Genomic DNA, 16487 nt, shown 5'->3' on the forward strand with positions numbered 1-16487 from the left:
ATTTTTATACAGGCCAATTTTTTTGATTAATGGAATAAACAGTTCCGGGGAGACGTCACCGTATCTTGCGTCACGCCATCTTGACAAGACCTCCACGCCTACAATTTTTTTATCCTCAATCCGAACAATGGGCTGGTAATGAACGCCGATAGTATTAGTGATAACAGCTTTGACCAGCGTCCGCTCCAGGGAGAACCGGTCCTCGTTGAGTCGAAAGAAAAAGAGCGTTATCGCAATCCAGATAAAACATAAAATGACCGCGAGAACGATAAATACAACGGGAGATAACGAGGCCAGTCCCGCGTTGTGATGCTTCACAATGACGCACAAATCCCACGTGGTGCTGCACCGGGTGAGGGTCAGGGTAAACAAGGAGGAATTCAGTTCGCTCTGTTGGTTTAATTCAGGCGTAGCCGAAAAAAACGTTCTGCTTAAGTCCCTGGTGGTGGTGCTCAGAGAATAGCTCTCCGTAACCGGGGTGAATTTATCGTAAGCATAGCGGGAGGTGAAGATAATGTGATTATTATAGATGGCCGCATTGCCGGTAAAAAAATCCTTTCTCGAAAATTGCGCGAGGAGAAATCCTCTGGGCGTTTCATGGAGCTCTTCAGGAAGCGGGACAGGATTAACGAGTTTACCCCAAAAAGCGGTACAGACTATTTTTCCCTTTTCAATAAAACCGACGTCAGCGACATAGCGGCTTTCGAGCTTGACCTGCCGGTAGCGATCGAGGCTGTCTCTGTCGCATCCCTGTGTGGTCAGGTTTTTGAGCGTCTGCGCCACGCTCTGGGTCAGACTTTCTGAATGCTGTAAAAGGGTTCGGGAAATCTCAAGCTGTTTACTTTTCTGCTGGCCCCCGATAACTGCATTAACCGCAAAAAGAGACAGGAAGACCAGAAACGCTGAAACGATAGTAACGGCAATGATCTTTTTCATTTTCCAGATACCCTGTCCGCTCCCTCATCTCTCAAATCTTATCACAGGCAGTGCAAGCTACAAGCCTGATAATAACGGCAGCCGTTATGCTTAAGTGCAATTTGTTTTCCTCTTAACCTGAGCTTTGTTACAGTGACAAGAGTTGTCAGCCAGGGATGCCAGGCGTGATAAGGTGGAAAAGCTCGTGCATGTGAAAAATACTTTTTACACAACAACCATTACCGTCATCATTGTCTCATTGATTGTTTCATTGTCGCTTGCCGTCCAGATTGCCACGTCCCGACAGCAGTCAATCCAGCAAATCAATACCAGCGTTGCCAACCTGAGCCATACCCTTAACGTCTACACGGAAGGGATCATTCGCCAAAGTGAAATGTTGATTACCACCGTTTCCGACACAATCGAAATTTATGGTATGACCCCGCAACAGGCGATCAATATTCAGCGAATGATAAGCAATCAGGATAATCTTCTTACTCAGATTAATAATGTGGTTGTCTATGATGCGCATGGGGATATCTTCACTGCATTGCACAAAAATTTTGCGGGCCCCCATAATGGCGCGGACAGGGCATTTTTTGTCTATCACAAGGAAAATAAAAGTCAGCAGATTTATATTGGTGAGCCGGTGATAAGCAGAACCAATGGTAAATGGGTTATTACTCTTAGCCGACGCCTTGAAACACACACCGGTGCATTTAACGGTGTTGTGGTGGTGACGCTGGGTATCGAAAATTTTCTGGCGCTTTATGGACAGATTAATATTGGTCACGCGGGCGTTATTGGTTTAACGACGCAAGCAGGCGTTTTACTGATTCGTTATCCCTTTAAAAATAACTATATCGGTACGATTTTTTCTGACTCACCTCTCTTCAGAAAATACCTCAAGGTACAAAATACAGGGATAGCCAGCTCTGTCTCCAGGTTTGATAAAATCGAACGCATTTATGCCTATGAGAAAAACAGGCGCTACGGACTGGTTACGACGGTAGCGGTAAGCATTGATGAAGCCCTTTCACCGTGGCGCAAGCAGGCGATTCAGCTTGCCGCACTTATTTTGGTGTTTACCGCGACGCTCATCGTGGCGTCCTGTTTCCTCTATTCCGACTTATCCAGAAAAGCACGGGATAACAAAGCGCTAAAGATTATTGCCTCGGAGGATGCGCTGACAGGGCTTTATAACAGGCGCATCTTTGATGAAAAAATCCTCTCGGAAATTGCGGCGTGTGCGGCAAAGGACGCGCCGGTTTCGCTGCTCCTTGTGGATGTGGACTACTTCAAAAAGTACAACGATAACTACGGTCATCCGGAAGGGGACAGATGCCTGGCGTTGCTGGGAAACTGCCTCAGGGAAAGTCTCACCCGCGACAACCAGATTGTGGCGCGCTATGGCGGGGAGGAGTTTGCGCTGATTTTGCCTGAAACGGATATCCAGGAGGCGCTCCGTCTTGCGCAGACGATTATTCGCTATGTTTTCTCTCAGCAAATTGAACACGCATTTAGCCCCTTCGGGCGGGTCACGGTAAGCGTAGGGGTCTCCAGTGCGCGTGCTGTCAATATCGCGGGTAGCCAGCAGAATATTATTAATGCTGCCGACCAGGCGCTCTATCAGGCAAAACGCGGCGGGCGCAACCGGCACGCTTTCGTTGGGGCTTGATCAAAAAAAAGCCCACTCATGAGTGGGCAAGAAATACTGGAAGCAATGTGAGCAATGTCGTACTGAATACCTGAGTGTTTTTCTCAACTATTCAGTGTTGAGAAAGATAATCTTTCTCAATAAAAGATGCAACCCCACAGTTCTTGTGGAAGGGCATGTTGATGAAGAAATGCGCAGACTCTCTCTGTGAGGCTTATCACAAATTTCCTTTCTCAGATCCTGTGCTATCCTTTTTGTGTCGTTGATTTAATGACAAAAACCATACAGAGAGGAAAGTTATGGGAATTTTATCCTGGATTATCTTTGGGCTTATTGCGGGTATTCTGGCGAAGTGGATCATGCCGGGGAAAGATGGCGGTGGGTTTATCGTCACCATAATACTGGGTATTGTCGGCGCGGTAGTCGGCGGTTGGATCAGTACGCTGTTCGGTTTTGGTAAAGTCGATGGCTTTAACTTCGGCAGTTTCGCGGTCGCGGTGATCGGCGCGCTGGTTGTGCTGTTTATCTACAGAAAGATCAAAAGCTAATACTGAAGCGTTAAAAAGGCTGCCATATGGCGGCCTTTTTACGTAACGGGTTTACCACCAGCCAAACTGCGTGCCGGCAAACGCCACGACGGCAACGATCAACATAATGAGGGTGGTTTTTCTCATTTATGCCCCCGGAGCAGCGTAACCACCGACAAAAAACCACGCCAGAAATACCACCGCCGTTATAAAAATAACGACCGGGAAGAGGATCCCTATTCTCATATCATCACCTGTTTCGGTTTTTATAACGCCGTAGAGTGTACGGGGTTAATCCATCGCGAGAAAGCCTGTTTTGCTTTTTCCTTTCTTATCCTGATACATCGCGATATCCGCGGCACGTAACGCACTGTCCGGATCGGTTACGCCGGGATCCACTTCGATAACGCCGAGGCTGGCACCAGGATAAATGATGCTGATGCTACCCAGCCAGTATTCCCCCGCAATTCGGGCGCTGAGGCGCGTTCTGAGAAGGTGGATTTGCTCCTCATTCTCGACGTTGCTCAGAGTGGCCACCAGAAACTCATCGCCGCCCAGCCGGCCGATGATATCGTCCTGCTGTTTTTCTGCGGTCAAACGCTTGCCCACTTCAATCAGGAACTGGTCACCTGCTTCATGCCCGTATCGATCGTTAATCAGTTTAAAATCATCCAGATCGATAAAGGCAATGATGGCGTTACGTTTCAGATGCCGCGCCAGCGAAAACAGGGTGGTCAGATCCTCAAAAATGGCGCGACGGTTGGGTAACCCTGTAAGAGCATCTGTGTAGGAGTGGGCGATAAGCGCCGCGTTGGCTTCACGGAGCTGGGTCACCAGAGACTCTTTCTGAATATACTGACTAATCAACCCGGCGAAGAGTTTTAGCATCTGCTCGCCGCGCGCGCTGAGCGGTTTTTTTGCCGTGCTGGTGGCGCAGAGCGTACCGTAAAGCGAGCCATCGGCAAGATGAACGGGGATGCTCATGTAAGTGGTAATGCCGAGTGCTTTCGCCGCTTCACACTCCGGCCAACGCTCGGGAACATCGTTACTGAATAATGTGTCGCTATCCAGCGCGCGCTTACACAGCGTTTCATCCCATGGCACGCTTAACCCTTCCGGGATAGTCATCTGCTTGCTGTTTCGGGCATAGAGGATATGCTGCAGCCGGGCTGTTATATCCACCTTCGTCAGATACGTCGACTCCATGTCGGTGACGATTTCCAGCATCTCCAGCAGCTGGCGAACAAGGCTTTCAAGGGATTGCTCGGTGGCAAGGGTTTCTGAAACGCGAGCGAGGATAAGATCCGACATGACGTAGAATGACTCCCAGGCAGAAGACGTCTGCATCTGCATGTTATGCTGAATTTTTAGGCTTCCGGCATAGTAAAACATGAATATAGAAAATTTAATATATGCAGAGGTAGGCAGCAGGCGGGAAAAAAAGCCCCGTTGTTGAGAACGGGGCAAAGACATCTTGATTACGGAATGATGTTCTCTGGTCAAAGTGAGAACATGCCAGACTGTAGCGTTGAAAAGTGCAGTTAGAATGGAGAAATCATGGAGAAAGCGGCGACAAGCCGTTACCCTTAGCCAATGATGATGTCAAAAGGATCAACAAGATGAGATTTCTGCTACTGGCGCTGGCGCTTCCCCTGGTTGCCTGCACCGCAAAAACAACCCCATCCGACGCCCCGAAACCGCCGCACGCCGTGGGCATGGCGAATCCGGCTTCCGTTTACTGCCTGGAAAAGGGCGGGGAACAGGTCCCAATTCAAAGCCCGCAGGGGGTCCGCACCGAGTGCAAGCTGCCCGGTGGCGAAGTGATCGACGAATGGACGCTCTATCGTCGCGATCATCCGCAACCTGCCAGGTGACAGAGGGACAGTAGCTGCGATACACTTCTCTTTAGGATTATTCTTAGCCAATTTCTGGCTACCTTTACCGCGAGAGAAGTATGTTTCAGCTTAAACCGGGCAGCGTGGCGATGATCGTCGGTGCCCGCACGGCGTCAGGCCGTCGCAATATTGGTAAATCTGTGGAGCTATTTGGTCTCTGCCAGCCCGGCCAGCGTTTCGTTAACCCGGTCAACGGCGTGATGACGCAGTTACCCGCAAGCGCGGACCGCGCGCTCTGGCTGGTGACGGGAGACGTCTACGCCTTTGACAATCAGCACGGCTTTGCGTTTGTTCGCGCCGAACACCTGATGCCGCTCACCCCGGACGAAGCTCCGCAAATTCAGGATGAGCTGACGGTCGGCTGATCACAGATGGCGCAGCCAGTCGGCTAAGACCAGAGCGTGATTCTGCTTCGTGTCCTTCGCGCCGTAGAGCAGGGTTACGGTCTGCTTTTTCGCCAGCGCAGCCAGACGCTCTCCTTCGTCCTTATGCTGCGCCAGCTCTTCCTTGTAGGCTTTAGTGAAGGCCGCGAAATCAATCGCTTCGCTATGAAAGTCCTTGCGTAACGCGCTGGACGGTGTGAGCGTTTTACACCATTCGTCATACGCGAGGTCCGTTTTTTTCACCCCACGGGGCCAGAGCCTGTCCACCAGAACCCGATAGCCATCGCCCGGGCTCGCCTGTTCATAGACGCGTTTGCACTGAATCATAATTCCACCCTCCCAATTTAAGGTATTGTGATAATTGCAGAAGATCGGTAGTCTGAGGTTCCTTATGTTATCTGATAATACTCTGGCATAAGGAACCTTTCATGGAACACCTCCCGGTTAAAACGACGCTGCGCATTGCTCTGGTTGGCGATTACAATCCTGATGTTATTGCACACAAGGCGATCCCGCTGGCCATTGACGACGCCGCCGCGGTCCTTGACCTCACCGCCGATTACGACTGGCTTGCCACCACGGAATTAACCAGTTCTGAAGATCTGGTGGGCTACGATGCCATCTGGCTGGTTCCCGCAAGCCCCTATAAAAATACCGAGGCGGCCTTTATTGCCGCACGCTACGCGCGTGAAAACAGCATTCCGTTCCTGGGCACCTGCGGTGGGTTCCAGCATGCGTTAATTGAGTATGCCCGTAACGTGCTGGGCTGGAGCGACGCGGCACATGCTGAGACGGATACCGAAGGCACGATGGTGATTGCGCCGCTGACCTGCTCGCTGGTGGAGAAAACCGATGCTATTGAGCTGCGCAATAATACGTTGATCGCGAAGGCCTACGGAAAGCCGGAAATCGTAGAGGGTTATCACTGTAACTATGGCGTATCGGCGGCGTTTGCTCAGGAACTGGAGAGCGGTGATATGCGCGTGACGGGCTGGGACGAGCAGGGGGAAATCCGCGCTGCGGAGCTGGTGACCCATCCGTTCTTTGTGATCACCTTATTCCAGCATGAGCGTGCTGCGCTGGAAGGGCGTCCGGTGGTGCTGGTGCAGGCAATGCTGCGCGCCGCGCGCGGGTAAAAAAGGCAGACCCGATGGTCTGCCACCGTGTTTATCGGGGCGCGATTTCCCGGTCGCGCCCGGCAAGTACGCCGCAGATGGCCATGACGACAGCGGCCAGCGCGCAGGTGAGAAGCGGGATCCGCCAGTCTCCAGCCGAATCGTGAATTTTACCCATCAGCGGCGGACCGCATGCGGCGAGCAGGTAACCAATAGACTGTGCCATACCGGACAACGCTGCCGCCTGGTGTGCGGAGCTTGCGCGCAGGCCGATGAACGTCAGGCCGAGGATCATCGTTGCCCCGGTACCAAAGCCAAACACCAGCGTCCACATCACCGCCATCTCAGGCATAAACCACAAACCCGCCGCGCTAACCGCGCACATCAGCCCAACCGCTCCGGCGATGGTTCGCTGATCCTTCAGGCGCTGGAGGACGAGCGGAACGGCAAGCCCCGGCACGGCCGTGGCAAGCTGTAAAAGACCGTGCACCGAGCCGGCCTGCGCTTCGCTGAAGCCATGGCTGAGCAGTATCGCCGGCAGCCAGCCGATGATGACGTAATAAATCAGCGAATTTATCCCCAGAAAGAGCGTCACCTGCCAGGCGAGTGCCGAGCGCCAGATCGCGCGGTTATGCAGCGCGCCTGCGCCTGTTACCGTTGCGACGTGTTTTTGACGCCACTGCGGCAGCCAGAGCAACAGCGCGATCAGCGGAAACGCCATCAGCATCAGCAGCGCGCCATGCCAGCCCGCATCACCCTGAGCCAGAGGTACGATCAGCGCCGAGCCTAACGCGGCAGAGACACCCATCGTCAGGGAATAGGCGCCGGTGAGTTTTGCCACCTGACCCGGAAAGTCACGCTTAATTAAGCCGGGCAGCAGCACATTCCCCAGCGCGATCCCGCAACCAATCACCGCCGTTCCGATGAAAAGCAGGGTAGCGGAAGGCAGGGAGCGAACCGCAATCCCGATGCAAATCAGCATCAGGGCGATAAACAGGCTGCGCTCCATGCCGATACGCCGGGCAACGCCCGCCGCGAGCGGGGAGACAAGAGCAAAGGCCAGCAGGGGCAGGGTGGTCAGCAGACCGGTTTGCGCCGTGCTTAAGCCATAATCAAGGCGAATAGTATCGAGCAGCGGCGCTGCGCCGGTAAAGGTGACGCGAAGCGTGGTGGCAATCATCAGGATGCCTGCGATCAACAGCGCGCCCTGTTTTCCTGAGGTGCGAAGAGCAGTAGTCATTGTGTTCTCATACGTTCAAGCGAGCGCACACAATACCGATTTTCTCAGCGGTTGAAATCAGGCTAAAATGACAGTTTATCGCTAATATCGGACAACCTGATGATTGGTCTGGGACTGGACGGCTACGATCCTGATAGCCAGCACGATGCGGCCGTCGCGTTTCGCATCCGCGTGGTGACGGAAGAACAATATATTCCGCAGCATCAACACCGTAAGGGGCAGCTGATTCTGGCCCTTGGCGGCGCGATCACCTGCGAAGTGGAAAATGCGATGCTGATGGTACCGCCCCAGTATGCCGTCTGGATCCCAGGCCAAATGCCGCACAGCAACAGGGCCACGCCGGGGGCGCAGCTCTGCTTTTTGTTTATTGAGCCTGGTGCCGCCAGCCTGCCCGACCGCTGCTGCACCCTGAAAATCTCTCCCCTGGTGCGGGAGCTGATTTTATCCCTGGCGGAGAAATCACGTGAACAGCTGCATCTTGCGGCCACATCGCGTCTGGTGGACGTCCTGTTTGACGAGCTGCCGCTCCAGCGCCAGGAGCATCTGCAGCTGCCCGTCTCTCCCCATCCTAAAATCCGGCTGATGAGCGAGAAGATGGCGGAAGAGCCCGCCGCCTGGCAGACGCTGGCACAGTGGGCGAGCCATTTCGCGATGAGTGAACGCAACCTGGCGCGGCTGGTGGTCAAAGAGACCGGTTTAAGCTTTCGCCGCTGGCGTCACCAGCTTCAGCTGATCGTGGCGTTACAGCATTTGATTAGCGGGAAATCGGTGCAGCAGGTGGCACAGTCTCTGGGCTATGACTCTACCACCGCGTTTATCACCATGTTCAAAAAGGGGCTGGGCCAGACGCCGGCGCGTTACATGGCCAGCCTGACTATGACTTCCCGATAAACAGGGACACCAGCCCTGCCGCAATCAGCGGGCCTACCGGCACGCCGCGGAAGAGCGCCACGCCGAGTACCGTGCCCACCAGCAGGCCCGCCACCAGCGAGGGCTGGCTGCTCATCAGCGTCACGCCGCGTCCGCCCAGCCACGAAACAAAAATCCCCACCGCGATCGCCACCAGCGATTTCCAGTTCACAAACGAGTGCAGCAGCGTTGAGGCGGGAAGGGTGCCGCTGGCGATGGGAGCCATCACCCCGATGGTTAAAATGATGATCCCGATGGTGAGGCCTTGTTTTTCTATCCACGGGAAAAAGCTATTTAACGGGGTCACGCGCACAATAATCAGCACCAGAATAGAGATGGCGACGGTGGTGTTATGGCTGATAAAGCCGAGCGCGGCGAGCGTCAGAAGAATGAGCAGAGTCGGGTCAAACATGGGGGATCCTTGCCAGAATAATTATCCTGCTTACTGTACGCGTAAACGCGGCGGAGGACAGCGTTTAAAAGATTTTATCGCTGTCATTACCCTGTCATTTACGCGGATTAAAACGAAGGCAGGTATCGCAAAGGGATCGCCATCATGAACGATCACATGTTTGTTGAAACGCTCATTATCTCCTCATCGTTTTTCGCTATTGCCGTGATTCTCGTCGCCTCCGTGCTGTTTCTGGAAAGAAGAGGCTAGCGCCGTCACGACGACGCCTTATGGAAGTTTACAAGCTCAGGACGGGCGATGCGCAGGTAATCCTGGGTGTCCATGATCACGGATTTCTCCAGTAAACCGGCGTTAAAGGCAATTTCGTCGAAACGCTCGAACAGCAGCGGGTCGGCCACCAGCGCTAAATCAGGATGGAAGCTAAAGGGCGGGATCGCGCCAAAAACGCAGGCGGTAAGGGTATCGACCTCGGCCGGGCTGGCGAGGGAGGCTTTAAGCCCGCCAAAATGGCTGGCAAGCTGGCTCAGATCGGCCTGCAGGTCGGCGGCCAGAATCGCCAGTACGTGTTTTTTTACGCCGTTGCCCTTAACCTTGCAGACCAGGGCTTTTGCCCCCTGGCGAAGATCGGTCCCGCGAATTTCACTCACCGCTTCGCATTTCCCCACCGCCTCGTGCTCCATGACGCGAAAACGCGCGCCCTGCTCGGTGAGTAAGGTAATCAGCTGATGGTGGGTACTTGTCCCCATAACGTCGTCAGTCATCATAATTTTCCCGGTGATAATCCAGTATGCAGCTTGCTACATTAGCACGGGATAAACGGGGTCGAAAGAAAACAGCCAGCGGATTCGCTGGCTGTTGGGTTATGCGTTGCTGGTAGCAGATTGCTTGTGGAACAGCTCCCTGAACACAGGATAAATATCATCCTGATCGCGGATATGCTGCATGGCAAAGTTATCGAACATGGACTGCAGATGTTCATATTCCCGCCACAGGGTCTGGTGGGCGCGACGGGTAATTTCGATATAGCTGTAGTAACGCACCACCGGCAGAATTTTCTTCGCCAGGATCTCGTGACACAGCGGTGAGTCGTCGGCCCAGTTGTCGCCATCCGACGCCTGCGCGGCATAAATGTTCCACTGCGCCGGGTCGTAACGCTCTTTCACTACTTCATCCATCAGCTTCAGGGCGCTTGATACGATGGTCCCCCCGGTCTCCTGGGAGTAGAAGAACTCATGTTCATCCACCTCTTTGGCCTGGGTGTGATGGCGGATATAAACCACTTCCACGTTCTTATAGGTTCTGCTCAGGAACAGGTAGAGCAGGATGTAGAAACGCTTCGCCATATCCTTGGTGGCCTGGTCCATCGAGCCGGAGACGTCCATCAGACAGAACATCACCGCCTGGCTGGAGGGTTCGGGACGTTTTTCGTAGTTCTTGTAGCGCAGGTCGAAGGTATCGATAAACGGTACGCGGTCGATCTTCGCTCTTAGCTCGGCAATCTCTTTACGCAGGCGCTCCTCTTCCAGCAGCTGCGCCGGCTCCGTGTTTTCCACGACCTTCAGGCTGCTCTCCAGCTCGCGCAGTTCGCGACGTTTGCCCGCTGTCATGGCCGTGCGGCGCGCCAGAGAATTCTGCAACGAACGCACAACGCTGATATTGGCGGGCACGCCGTTAGCGGTATAGCCCGCGCGATGGGTTTTATACTCGTTAAGCTGACGATGCTGATTCTTTTTCAGATTCGGCAGCGCAAGGTCCTCAAACAGCAGGTCGAGATATTCATCTTTCGAAATCTGGAAAACGAACTCATCCTGGCCTTCACCGTCCTGGCTGGCCTGCCCCTGACCGCTTCCTGAACCACCGCCGCCGCCCTGAGGGCGCTCAATTCTGTCGTTCTGAACGAAGTGGTCGTTACCTGGATGAACGCGATGGCGCAGGCCGCCGCGCCCCTGATGAAACATCGGTTCGCTGATGTCATCGGTAGGGATGGAGACAGACTCGCCGCTGTCGACGTCGGTCACCGAGCGTTTGTTGATGGCCTCGGAGATCGACTGTTTAATTTGCGCTTTATAACGGCGCAAGAAGCGCTGGCGGTTCACCGTGCTCTTGTTTTTGCCGTTAAGACGCCGGTCAATAAACCAGGTCATATACCCCCCGTACTGCATTTGCCAACTTGCGTTTTTGTTGGCCCGGCAGGCGCAGGCGCTACCGGGCACTTGTTTTAGGACGATTTACGCACGCGCAGATACCATTCGCAGAGCAGGCGAACCTGTTTGCGGGTGTAGCCTTTTTCCATCATACGGTCGACAAAATCGTCGTGTTTTTTCTGCTCGTCGGTTGAGGTTTTGGTGTTAAACGAGATCACCGGCAGCAGCTCTTCGGTATTGGAGAACATTTTCTTCTCAATAACCGTGCGCAGCTTCTCGTAGCTGGTCCAGTTCGGATTGCGCCCGTTATTATGCGCTCTGGCGCGCAGGACGAAGTTCACAATCTCATTACGGAAGTCTTTCGGGTTGCTGATCCCGGCAGGCTTCTCGATTTTTTCCAGCTCCGCGTTCAGGGATTCACGATCAAACAGCTGGCCGGTATCCGGGTCGCGGTACTCCTGATCCTGGATCCAGAAGTCGGCGTAGGTGACATAGCGGTCGAAAATGTTCTGCCCGTATTCTGAATAGGATTCCAGATAGGCCGTCTGGATCTCTTTGCCAATGAACTCGGCATATTTCGGGATCAGGTAGCCTTTCAGGAACTCAAGGTAGCGTTCAGCCTGCTCCTGCGGGAACTGCTCGCGCTCGATTTGCTGCTCCAGGACGTAGAACAGATGAACCGGGTTGGCCGCCACTTCCGCGTGGTCGAAGTTAAAGACCCGGGAGAGGATCTTAAACGCGAAACGCGTGGAGAGGCCGTTCATCCCTTCATCAACCCCGGCGTAATCGCGGTATTCCTGGTACGATTTCGCTTTCGGGTCGGTATCTTTCAGGCTTTCACCGTCGTAGACGCGCATTTTCGAATAGATGCTGGAGTTTTCCGGCTCTTTCAGACGCGACAGGATGGAGAAGCGCGAGAGCGTTTCCAGCGTGCCAGGAGCGCATGGCGCATGCACCAGCTCGCTGTGGTTAAGCAGTTTTTCGTAAATTTTGATCTCTTCGGAGATCCGCAGGCAATAAGGCACCTTGACGATGTACACGCGGTCAAGGAAGGCCTCATTGTTTTTGTTATTACGGAAGGTTACCCATTCCGATTCGTTCGAGTGGGCGAGAATAATCCCGTTAAACGGCAGGGCGGAGATACCTTCCGTCCCGTTGTAGTTCCCTTCCTGGGTCGCCGTCAGCAGAGGATGCAGCACTTTGATCGGTGCTTTAAACATCTCGACGAATTCCATAATCCCCTGGTTGGCGCGGCACAGCGCACCGGAATAGCCATAGGCATCCGGGTCGTTTTGTGCGAAGTTTTCCAGCTTACGGATATCGACTTTACCCACCAGCGCCGAGATATCCTGGTTGTTCTCATCACCCGGTTCCGTTTTGGCGATAGCGATCTGCTCCAGGATGGATGGCCACACTTTCACGACGCGGAATTTGGTGATATCACCGCCAAATTCGTGCAGGCGTTTTGCCGCCCACGGCGACATAATGGTGCCGAGGTAGCGACGCGGGATGCCAAACTCTTTATCCAGAATTTGCGCATCTTCCTGCGGGTTAAACAGGCACAGCGGATGGTCGTTCACCGGGCTGCGTTCGCCGTTGGCGCTCAGCACGTAAATCGGTACGCGCTGCATCAGCGACTTCAGGCGTTCAGCTAGCGAGGATTTACCGCCGCCGACGGGGCCGAGTAAATAGAGGATCTGTTTCTTCTCTTCCAGACCCTGGGCGGCATGCTTCAGATAGGAGACAATCTGTTCAATGGCATCTTCCATACCATAGAACTCTTCGAACGCCGGATATCGGGCGACCACCCGATTCGAAAATAGACGGGAAAGCCGTGGCTCCAGGGCAGTATCAACCATGTTTGGCTCACCGATAGCCATCAATAGCCGTTCTGCCGCATTGGCATAGGCACTGCGATCTTGCCGACAAATGGTAAGAAACTCCTGCAGTGTGAACTCTTCGTCCTTGGCAGCTTCGTAGCGCTGGCGATAGTGATCGAATATATTCATGGCATGCCGTCCTTTCGTTTTTTAGCACAGGATAAGAGCCGTTCGTATGAGTAGTGGAGGCTCCCGGAAGAGAATCTCTCGCACCCCACTGCCAGAGCAGCAACCTGTGTGCCAGGTCAGACGCTAAGAACCGCAGGTGTTCAGGAAAACTCTTCTTAAATTTAAGCGTAGATGGCATTTGCCAAACTTGCATGCTGAGAAAAACTAATTTCAATGACATATCAATAACTCATCCAAAAATTTCCACCCTGGTTATAAGGCTTAAGCACGTTTTTCATTCATCGGTCATATAAATGAAAGCGGGTTGTCATCTGAAAAGTTAAAAATAATGGGTTAATCAGACTGATTAGCAGGCAAAAAATTTTGGGATGTACGGGAATGGCGGTTACACTTCACCCGCTGATTATTTGACTACAGGAAAGAATGGATTGTGACCAAACTCAAACTTCTGGCATTGGGCATCCTTGCCGCGACCGCAGTTAGCACCGCTCAGGCGGAAAGTCAGTGGACGGTGGGTGCGGGCGTTGGCGTCATTAACAGCCCATACAAACAGTATGACCGCGATGTTTATCCTGTACCCGTTATCACCTATGAAGGCGATAACTTCTGGTTCCGCGGTCTCGGCGGCGGCTACTATCTGTGGAACGATACGGCCGATAAGCTTTCTATCATGGCCTACTACGATCCAACGCACTTCAAGCCAGGCGACAGCGACAGCCACGCGCTTCGCCAGCTAGACAAGCGCAAAAGCTCCATGATGGCCGGGCTTTCATACGTGCATAACACCCAGTATGGCTTCCTCCGTACGGCCCTGGCGGGTGATACGCTGGATAACAGCAACGGCTTTATCTGGGATCTGGCGTGGTTGTATCGCTATACCAACGGTGGGCTCACCCTGACGCCGGGTATCGGCGTGCAGTACAACAGTGAAAACTACAACGACTATTACTACGGCGTCTCTAAAAACGAGTCCCGTCGCAGTGGGCTGAAAAGCTACAGCGCCGATGATGGCTGGGATCCTTACCTGGAGCTGACCGCGAGCTATAACTTCCTTGGCGACTGGAACGTCTACGGTACCGGCCGTTACGAGCGTCTGAGCGACGAAGTGAAGGATAGCCCGATGGTTGATAAGTCCTGGGCTGGCATCTTCTCGGTGGGTGTGACCTACAAGTTCTGATTGTGCATTATCGCGGTGCAATCATTGCATCAAAACGGGGCGCTTGCGCCCCGTTTGCTTTGGTGTGGTGCAGCGACCTTATCGCTTAACGATGCGAATTGTCTGCCCTAAACGAGACGGCTTTTCCTCGCTCGCTTTCTGCGGGGTGGTTACGCAGGCCGTTTCCACGCAGACGAACGTTTTGTAACCGTCATCAGGGATGTCGGCCATGCTGATGGAGAGTGCAGGCCCCGGGTTCCAGCCCACCACGTTGCTGTGATGGTGATGAACCACCTCAATGCCGCGGTTCAGAGCACCGTCGTGGATCACGCTGCACGCTTCCGGATGCAGATAGACGCGGTCAGTACGGTCAGGGAACGCCTGAACGCCGTCGCTCAGCTTACCTTCCTTCGCGTTATCAACTTTGTCGATAAAGGTATCGCCCAGGCCGCTCACCTTCACTGCATTGATGTCACCCACGTTGAAGTAGGTATGCAGGGCAGAGGTGGTCTCGAACTCGCCGTGGGCTTCCAGCTCAATCTCGCAGCTCTGACCCAGTTTGAAGCGGGCATACAGGGTGAAATCATGCGGCCACAGGGCGCGGGTTTCATCATTAGCCTGCAGCTCAAAGGTCAGCACTGCACCGTTGTCGTCTTCGTTATGCGCTTTCAGCGTCCACTGCTGGTTACGGGCGAAACCGTGAGAAGGCAAACCCGGCTGTGCGGAAGGGCCAAACCACGGCCAGCAGATCGGTACGCCGCCGCGAATCGCATCCCCTTTTTTGAACGAGGTGGCGTCACTCAGCCACAGCGCTTCCGCTTCGCCTTCCGGTTTCCAGGAGAGCAGGTGCGCGCCGTTCAGCGCCACGGAGGCTTTAACGCGCGGGTGGTCAACGACGATAACGTCGGCACCGTCAATCTGACGGCGGGAGAGCACAGGGGTAAGATGTTCGACTACCGGAAGTGCAAAAATTTTATTTATCATTAAGCAATCCTCTGTCTAAAAAACAATAAAAAAGGCGACCGAAGTCGCCTTTTTGGATCAATCACTCATCTCAACTTATTTGGAGATGTGAGCGATCAGGTCCAGTACTTTGTTAGAGTAGCCGGTTTCGTTGTCGTACCAGGAAACCAGTTTCACGAAGTTGTCGTTCAGTGCGATACCTGCTTTAGCATCGAACACGGAAGTGCACACTTCGCCGTTGAAATCGGTAGATACAACGTCGTCTTCGGTGTAACCCAGAACGCCTTTCATTGGGCCTTCGGAAGCAGCTTTGATTGCTTTCTTAATTTCTTCATAAGAAGCAGCTTTTTCCAGACGAACGGTCAGGTCAACAACGGATACGTTAGGAGTTGGAACGCGGAACGCCATACCAGTCAGTTTGCCATTCAGTTCTGGCAGTACTTTACCTACAGCTTTAGCAGCACCGGTAGAGGATGGGATGATGTTCTGAGCCGCGCCACGGCCGCCGCGCCAGTCTTTGTGAGACGGGCCGTCAACGGTTTTCTGAGTAGCGGTGGTCGCGTGAACGGTAGTCATCAGACCTTCGATGATGCCGAAGTTGTCGTTGATCACTTTAGCCAGCGGTGCCAGGCAGTTGGTGGTGCAGGATGCGTTAGAAACGATGTCCTGGCCAGCGTAAGTTTCGAAGTTTGCACCGCGAACGAACATTGGGGTGTTGTCTTTGGAAGGACCAGTCAGAACAACTTTCTTCGCACCCGCAGTGATGTGTTTACGTGCAGTTTCGTCGGTCAGGAAGATACCGGTTGCTTCAGCAACAACGTCAACACCGATTTCGTTCCATTTCAGGTTAGCTGGGTCTTTCTCAGCAGTAACGCGGATGGTTTTGCCGTTAACAACCAGGTGGCCGTCTTTCACTTCAACGGTGCCGTCGAAACGACCGTGAGTTGAGTCGTACTTCAGCATGTACGCCATGTATTCAGCGTCCAGGAGATCGTTGATACCAACGATTTCGATGTCAGAACGTTTCTGAGCAGCACGGAAAACAATACGGCCGATACGGCCAAAACCGTTGATACCTACTTTGATAGTCATATATTCCACCAGCTATTTGTTAGTGAATAAAAGGTTGCCTGTAAAATTACAAAAACCTTACGCAGCGTCA

19 protein-coding genes are annotated in these 16487 nt (G+C 53.5%); 8 read left to right on the forward strand and 11 right to left on the reverse strand.

Going from position 1 to position 16487, the window contains the following annotated elements; genetic code table 11:
• The coding region (locus IM271_RS16080) for a CSS-motif domain-containing protein (RefSeq protein ID WP_193052856.1) at positions 1-936 on the reverse strand (936 nt) is incomplete at its 3' end.
• Between the two features lie 172 nt (positions 937-1108).
• Here IM271_RS16080 and IM271_RS16085 point away from each other — a divergent pair.
• Positions 1109-2593 carry a sensor domain-containing diguanylate cyclase gene (locus IM271_RS16085; RefSeq protein WP_236300255.1) on the forward strand — a complete coding sequence of 495 codons (1485 nt, stop codon included), beginning with the start codon at positions 1109-1111 and terminating at the stop codon, positions 2591-2593.
• A 278-nt stretch (positions 2594-2871) separates the two neighbouring features.
• Positions 2872-3120 carry a GlsB/YeaQ/YmgE family stress response membrane protein gene (locus IM271_RS16090; RefSeq protein WP_028012758.1) on the forward strand — a complete coding sequence of 83 codons (249 nt, stop codon included), beginning with the start codon at positions 2872-2874 and terminating at the stop codon, positions 3118-3120.
• 126 nt (positions 3121-3246) lie between these two features.
• Here IM271_RS16090 and IM271_RS16095 read toward each other — a convergent pair whose 3' ends face one another.
• A complete protein-coding gene (locus tag IM271_RS16095) occupies positions 3247-3345 on the reverse strand; it encodes a YoaK family small membrane protein (protein ID WP_014883431.1) in 99 nt (32 codons plus the stop codon).
• A gap of 45 nt (positions 3346-3390) precedes the next feature.
• Positions 3391-4410 carry a sensor domain-containing diguanylate cyclase gene (locus IM271_RS16100; RefSeq protein ID WP_045630223.1) on the reverse strand — a complete coding sequence of 340 codons (1020 nt, stop codon included), beginning with the start codon at positions 4408-4410 and terminating at the stop codon, positions 3391-3393.
• A 308-nt stretch (positions 4411-4718) separates the two neighbouring features.
• Between IM271_RS16100 and IM271_RS16105 the strand changes: the two genes are divergently transcribed.
• Together IM271_RS16105 and IM271_RS16110 are read left to right on the forward strand one after the other, a co-directional pair.
• On the forward strand, positions 4719-4973 hold the full coding sequence (locus IM271_RS16105; protein WP_193052857.1) for a DUF333 domain-containing protein: 255 nt from the start codon (positions 4719-4721) through the stop codon (positions 4971-4973).
• An 80-nt stretch (positions 4974-5053) separates the two neighbouring features.
• Entirely contained in the window at positions 5054-5359 is a 306-nt protein-coding gene (locus IM271_RS16110) for a hypothetical protein (RefSeq protein WP_028012761.1), read from the forward strand.
• Here IM271_RS16110 and IM271_RS16115 read toward each other — a convergent pair whose 3' ends face one another.
• Entirely contained in the window at positions 5360-5704 is a 345-nt protein-coding gene (locus tag IM271_RS16115; protein ID WP_041910484.1) for a DUF488 domain-containing protein, read from the reverse strand.
• 101 nt (positions 5705-5805) lie between these two features.
• On the opposite strand from IM271_RS16115, the gene IM271_RS16120 reads away from it, so the two are divergent.
• Positions 5806-6513 carry a CTP synthase gene (locus IM271_RS16120; protein WP_028012763.1) on the forward strand — a complete coding sequence of 236 codons (708 nt, stop codon included), beginning with the start codon at positions 5806-5808 and terminating at the stop codon, positions 6511-6513.
• A gap of 31 nt (positions 6514-6544) precedes the next feature.
• On the opposite strand, the gene IM271_RS16125 is transcribed toward IM271_RS16120, so the two are convergent.
• On the reverse strand, positions 6545-7732 hold the full coding sequence (locus IM271_RS16125) for a CynX/NimT family MFS transporter (RefSeq protein WP_193052858.1): 1188 nt from the start codon (positions 7730-7732) through the stop codon (positions 6545-6547).
• Positions 7733-7831: 99 nt separating this feature from the next.
• Between IM271_RS16125 and IM271_RS16130 the strand changes: the two genes are divergently transcribed.
• Positions 7832-8623: a helix-turn-helix transcriptional regulator gene (locus tag IM271_RS16130; protein WP_041910482.1), complete on the forward strand. Its 792-nt coding sequence runs from the start codon at positions 7832-7834 to the stop codon at positions 8621-8623.
• Here IM271_RS16130 and IM271_RS16135 read toward each other — a convergent pair.
• Complete coding sequence (locus tag IM271_RS16135) at positions 8607-9053, reverse strand: DUF441 domain-containing protein (RefSeq protein ID WP_193052859.1); 447 nt, start codon at positions 9051-9053, stop codon at positions 8607-8609. The genes IM271_RS16130 and IM271_RS16135 overlap by 17 nt on opposite strands.
• A 144-nt stretch (positions 9054-9197) precedes the next feature.
• Here IM271_RS16135 and yoaI point away from each other — a divergent pair, with 144 nt between their 5' ends.
• Positions 9198-9302: a small membrane protein YoaI gene (gene yoaI, locus IM271_RS16140; protein WP_088205013.1), complete on the forward strand. Its 105-nt coding sequence runs from the start codon at positions 9198-9200 to the stop codon at positions 9300-9302.
• A 5-nt stretch (positions 9303-9307) separates the two neighbouring features.
• Here yoaI and IM271_RS16145 read toward each other — a convergent pair whose 3' ends face one another.
• The 3 genes from IM271_RS16145 to yeaG all read right to left on the reverse strand — a co-directional run bounded on the left by IM271_RS16145 (position 9308) and on the right by yeaG (position 13206).
• On the reverse strand, positions 9308-9814 hold the full coding sequence (locus tag IM271_RS16145) for a YbaK/prolyl-tRNA synthetase associated domain-containing protein (RefSeq protein ID WP_028012766.1): 507 nt from the start codon (positions 9812-9814) through the stop codon (positions 9308-9310).
• Between the two features lie 99 nt (positions 9815-9913).
• Positions 9914-11197: a YeaH/YhbH family protein gene (locus IM271_RS16150; protein ID WP_028012767.1), complete on the reverse strand. Its 1284-nt coding sequence runs from the start codon at positions 11195-11197 to the stop codon at positions 9914-9916.
• A 74-nt stretch (positions 11198-11271) separates the two neighbouring features.
• A complete protein-coding gene (gene yeaG / locus IM271_RS16155; protein ID WP_014883443.1) occupies positions 11272-13206 on the reverse strand; it encodes a protein kinase YeaG in 1935 nt (644 codons plus the stop codon).
• A gap of 430 nt (positions 13207-13636) precedes the next feature.
• Here yeaG and IM271_RS16160 point away from each other — a divergent pair, with 430 nt between their 5' ends.
• A complete protein-coding gene (locus tag IM271_RS16160) occupies positions 13637-14383 on the forward strand; it encodes a MipA/OmpV family protein (RefSeq protein WP_041910477.1) in 747 nt (248 codons plus the stop codon).
• Between the two features lie 78 nt (positions 14384-14461).
• Here the strand turns inward: IM271_RS16160 and IM271_RS16165 are convergent, their stop codons facing one another.
• Together IM271_RS16165 and gapA are read right to left on the reverse strand one after the other, a co-directional pair.
• Positions 14462-15346 (reverse strand): D-hexose-6-phosphate mutarotase, encoded by an 885-nt coding sequence (locus tag IM271_RS16165; RefSeq protein WP_193052860.1) that lies wholly within the window; start codon positions 15344-15346, stop codon positions 14462-14464.
• Between the two features lie 75 nt (positions 15347-15421).
• Entirely contained in the window at positions 15422-16417 is a 996-nt protein-coding gene (gene gapA, locus IM271_RS16170) for a glyceraldehyde-3-phosphate dehydrogenase (RefSeq protein ID WP_006809136.1), read from the reverse strand.
• Positions 16418-16487: the final 70 nt, after the last annotated feature.

This window comes from Enterobacter cloacae complex sp. I3 (assembly GCF_014896175.1).
Classification (GTDB): domain Bacteria; phylum Pseudomonadota; class Gammaproteobacteria; order Enterobacterales; family Enterobacteriaceae; genus Enterobacter; species Enterobacter bugandensis.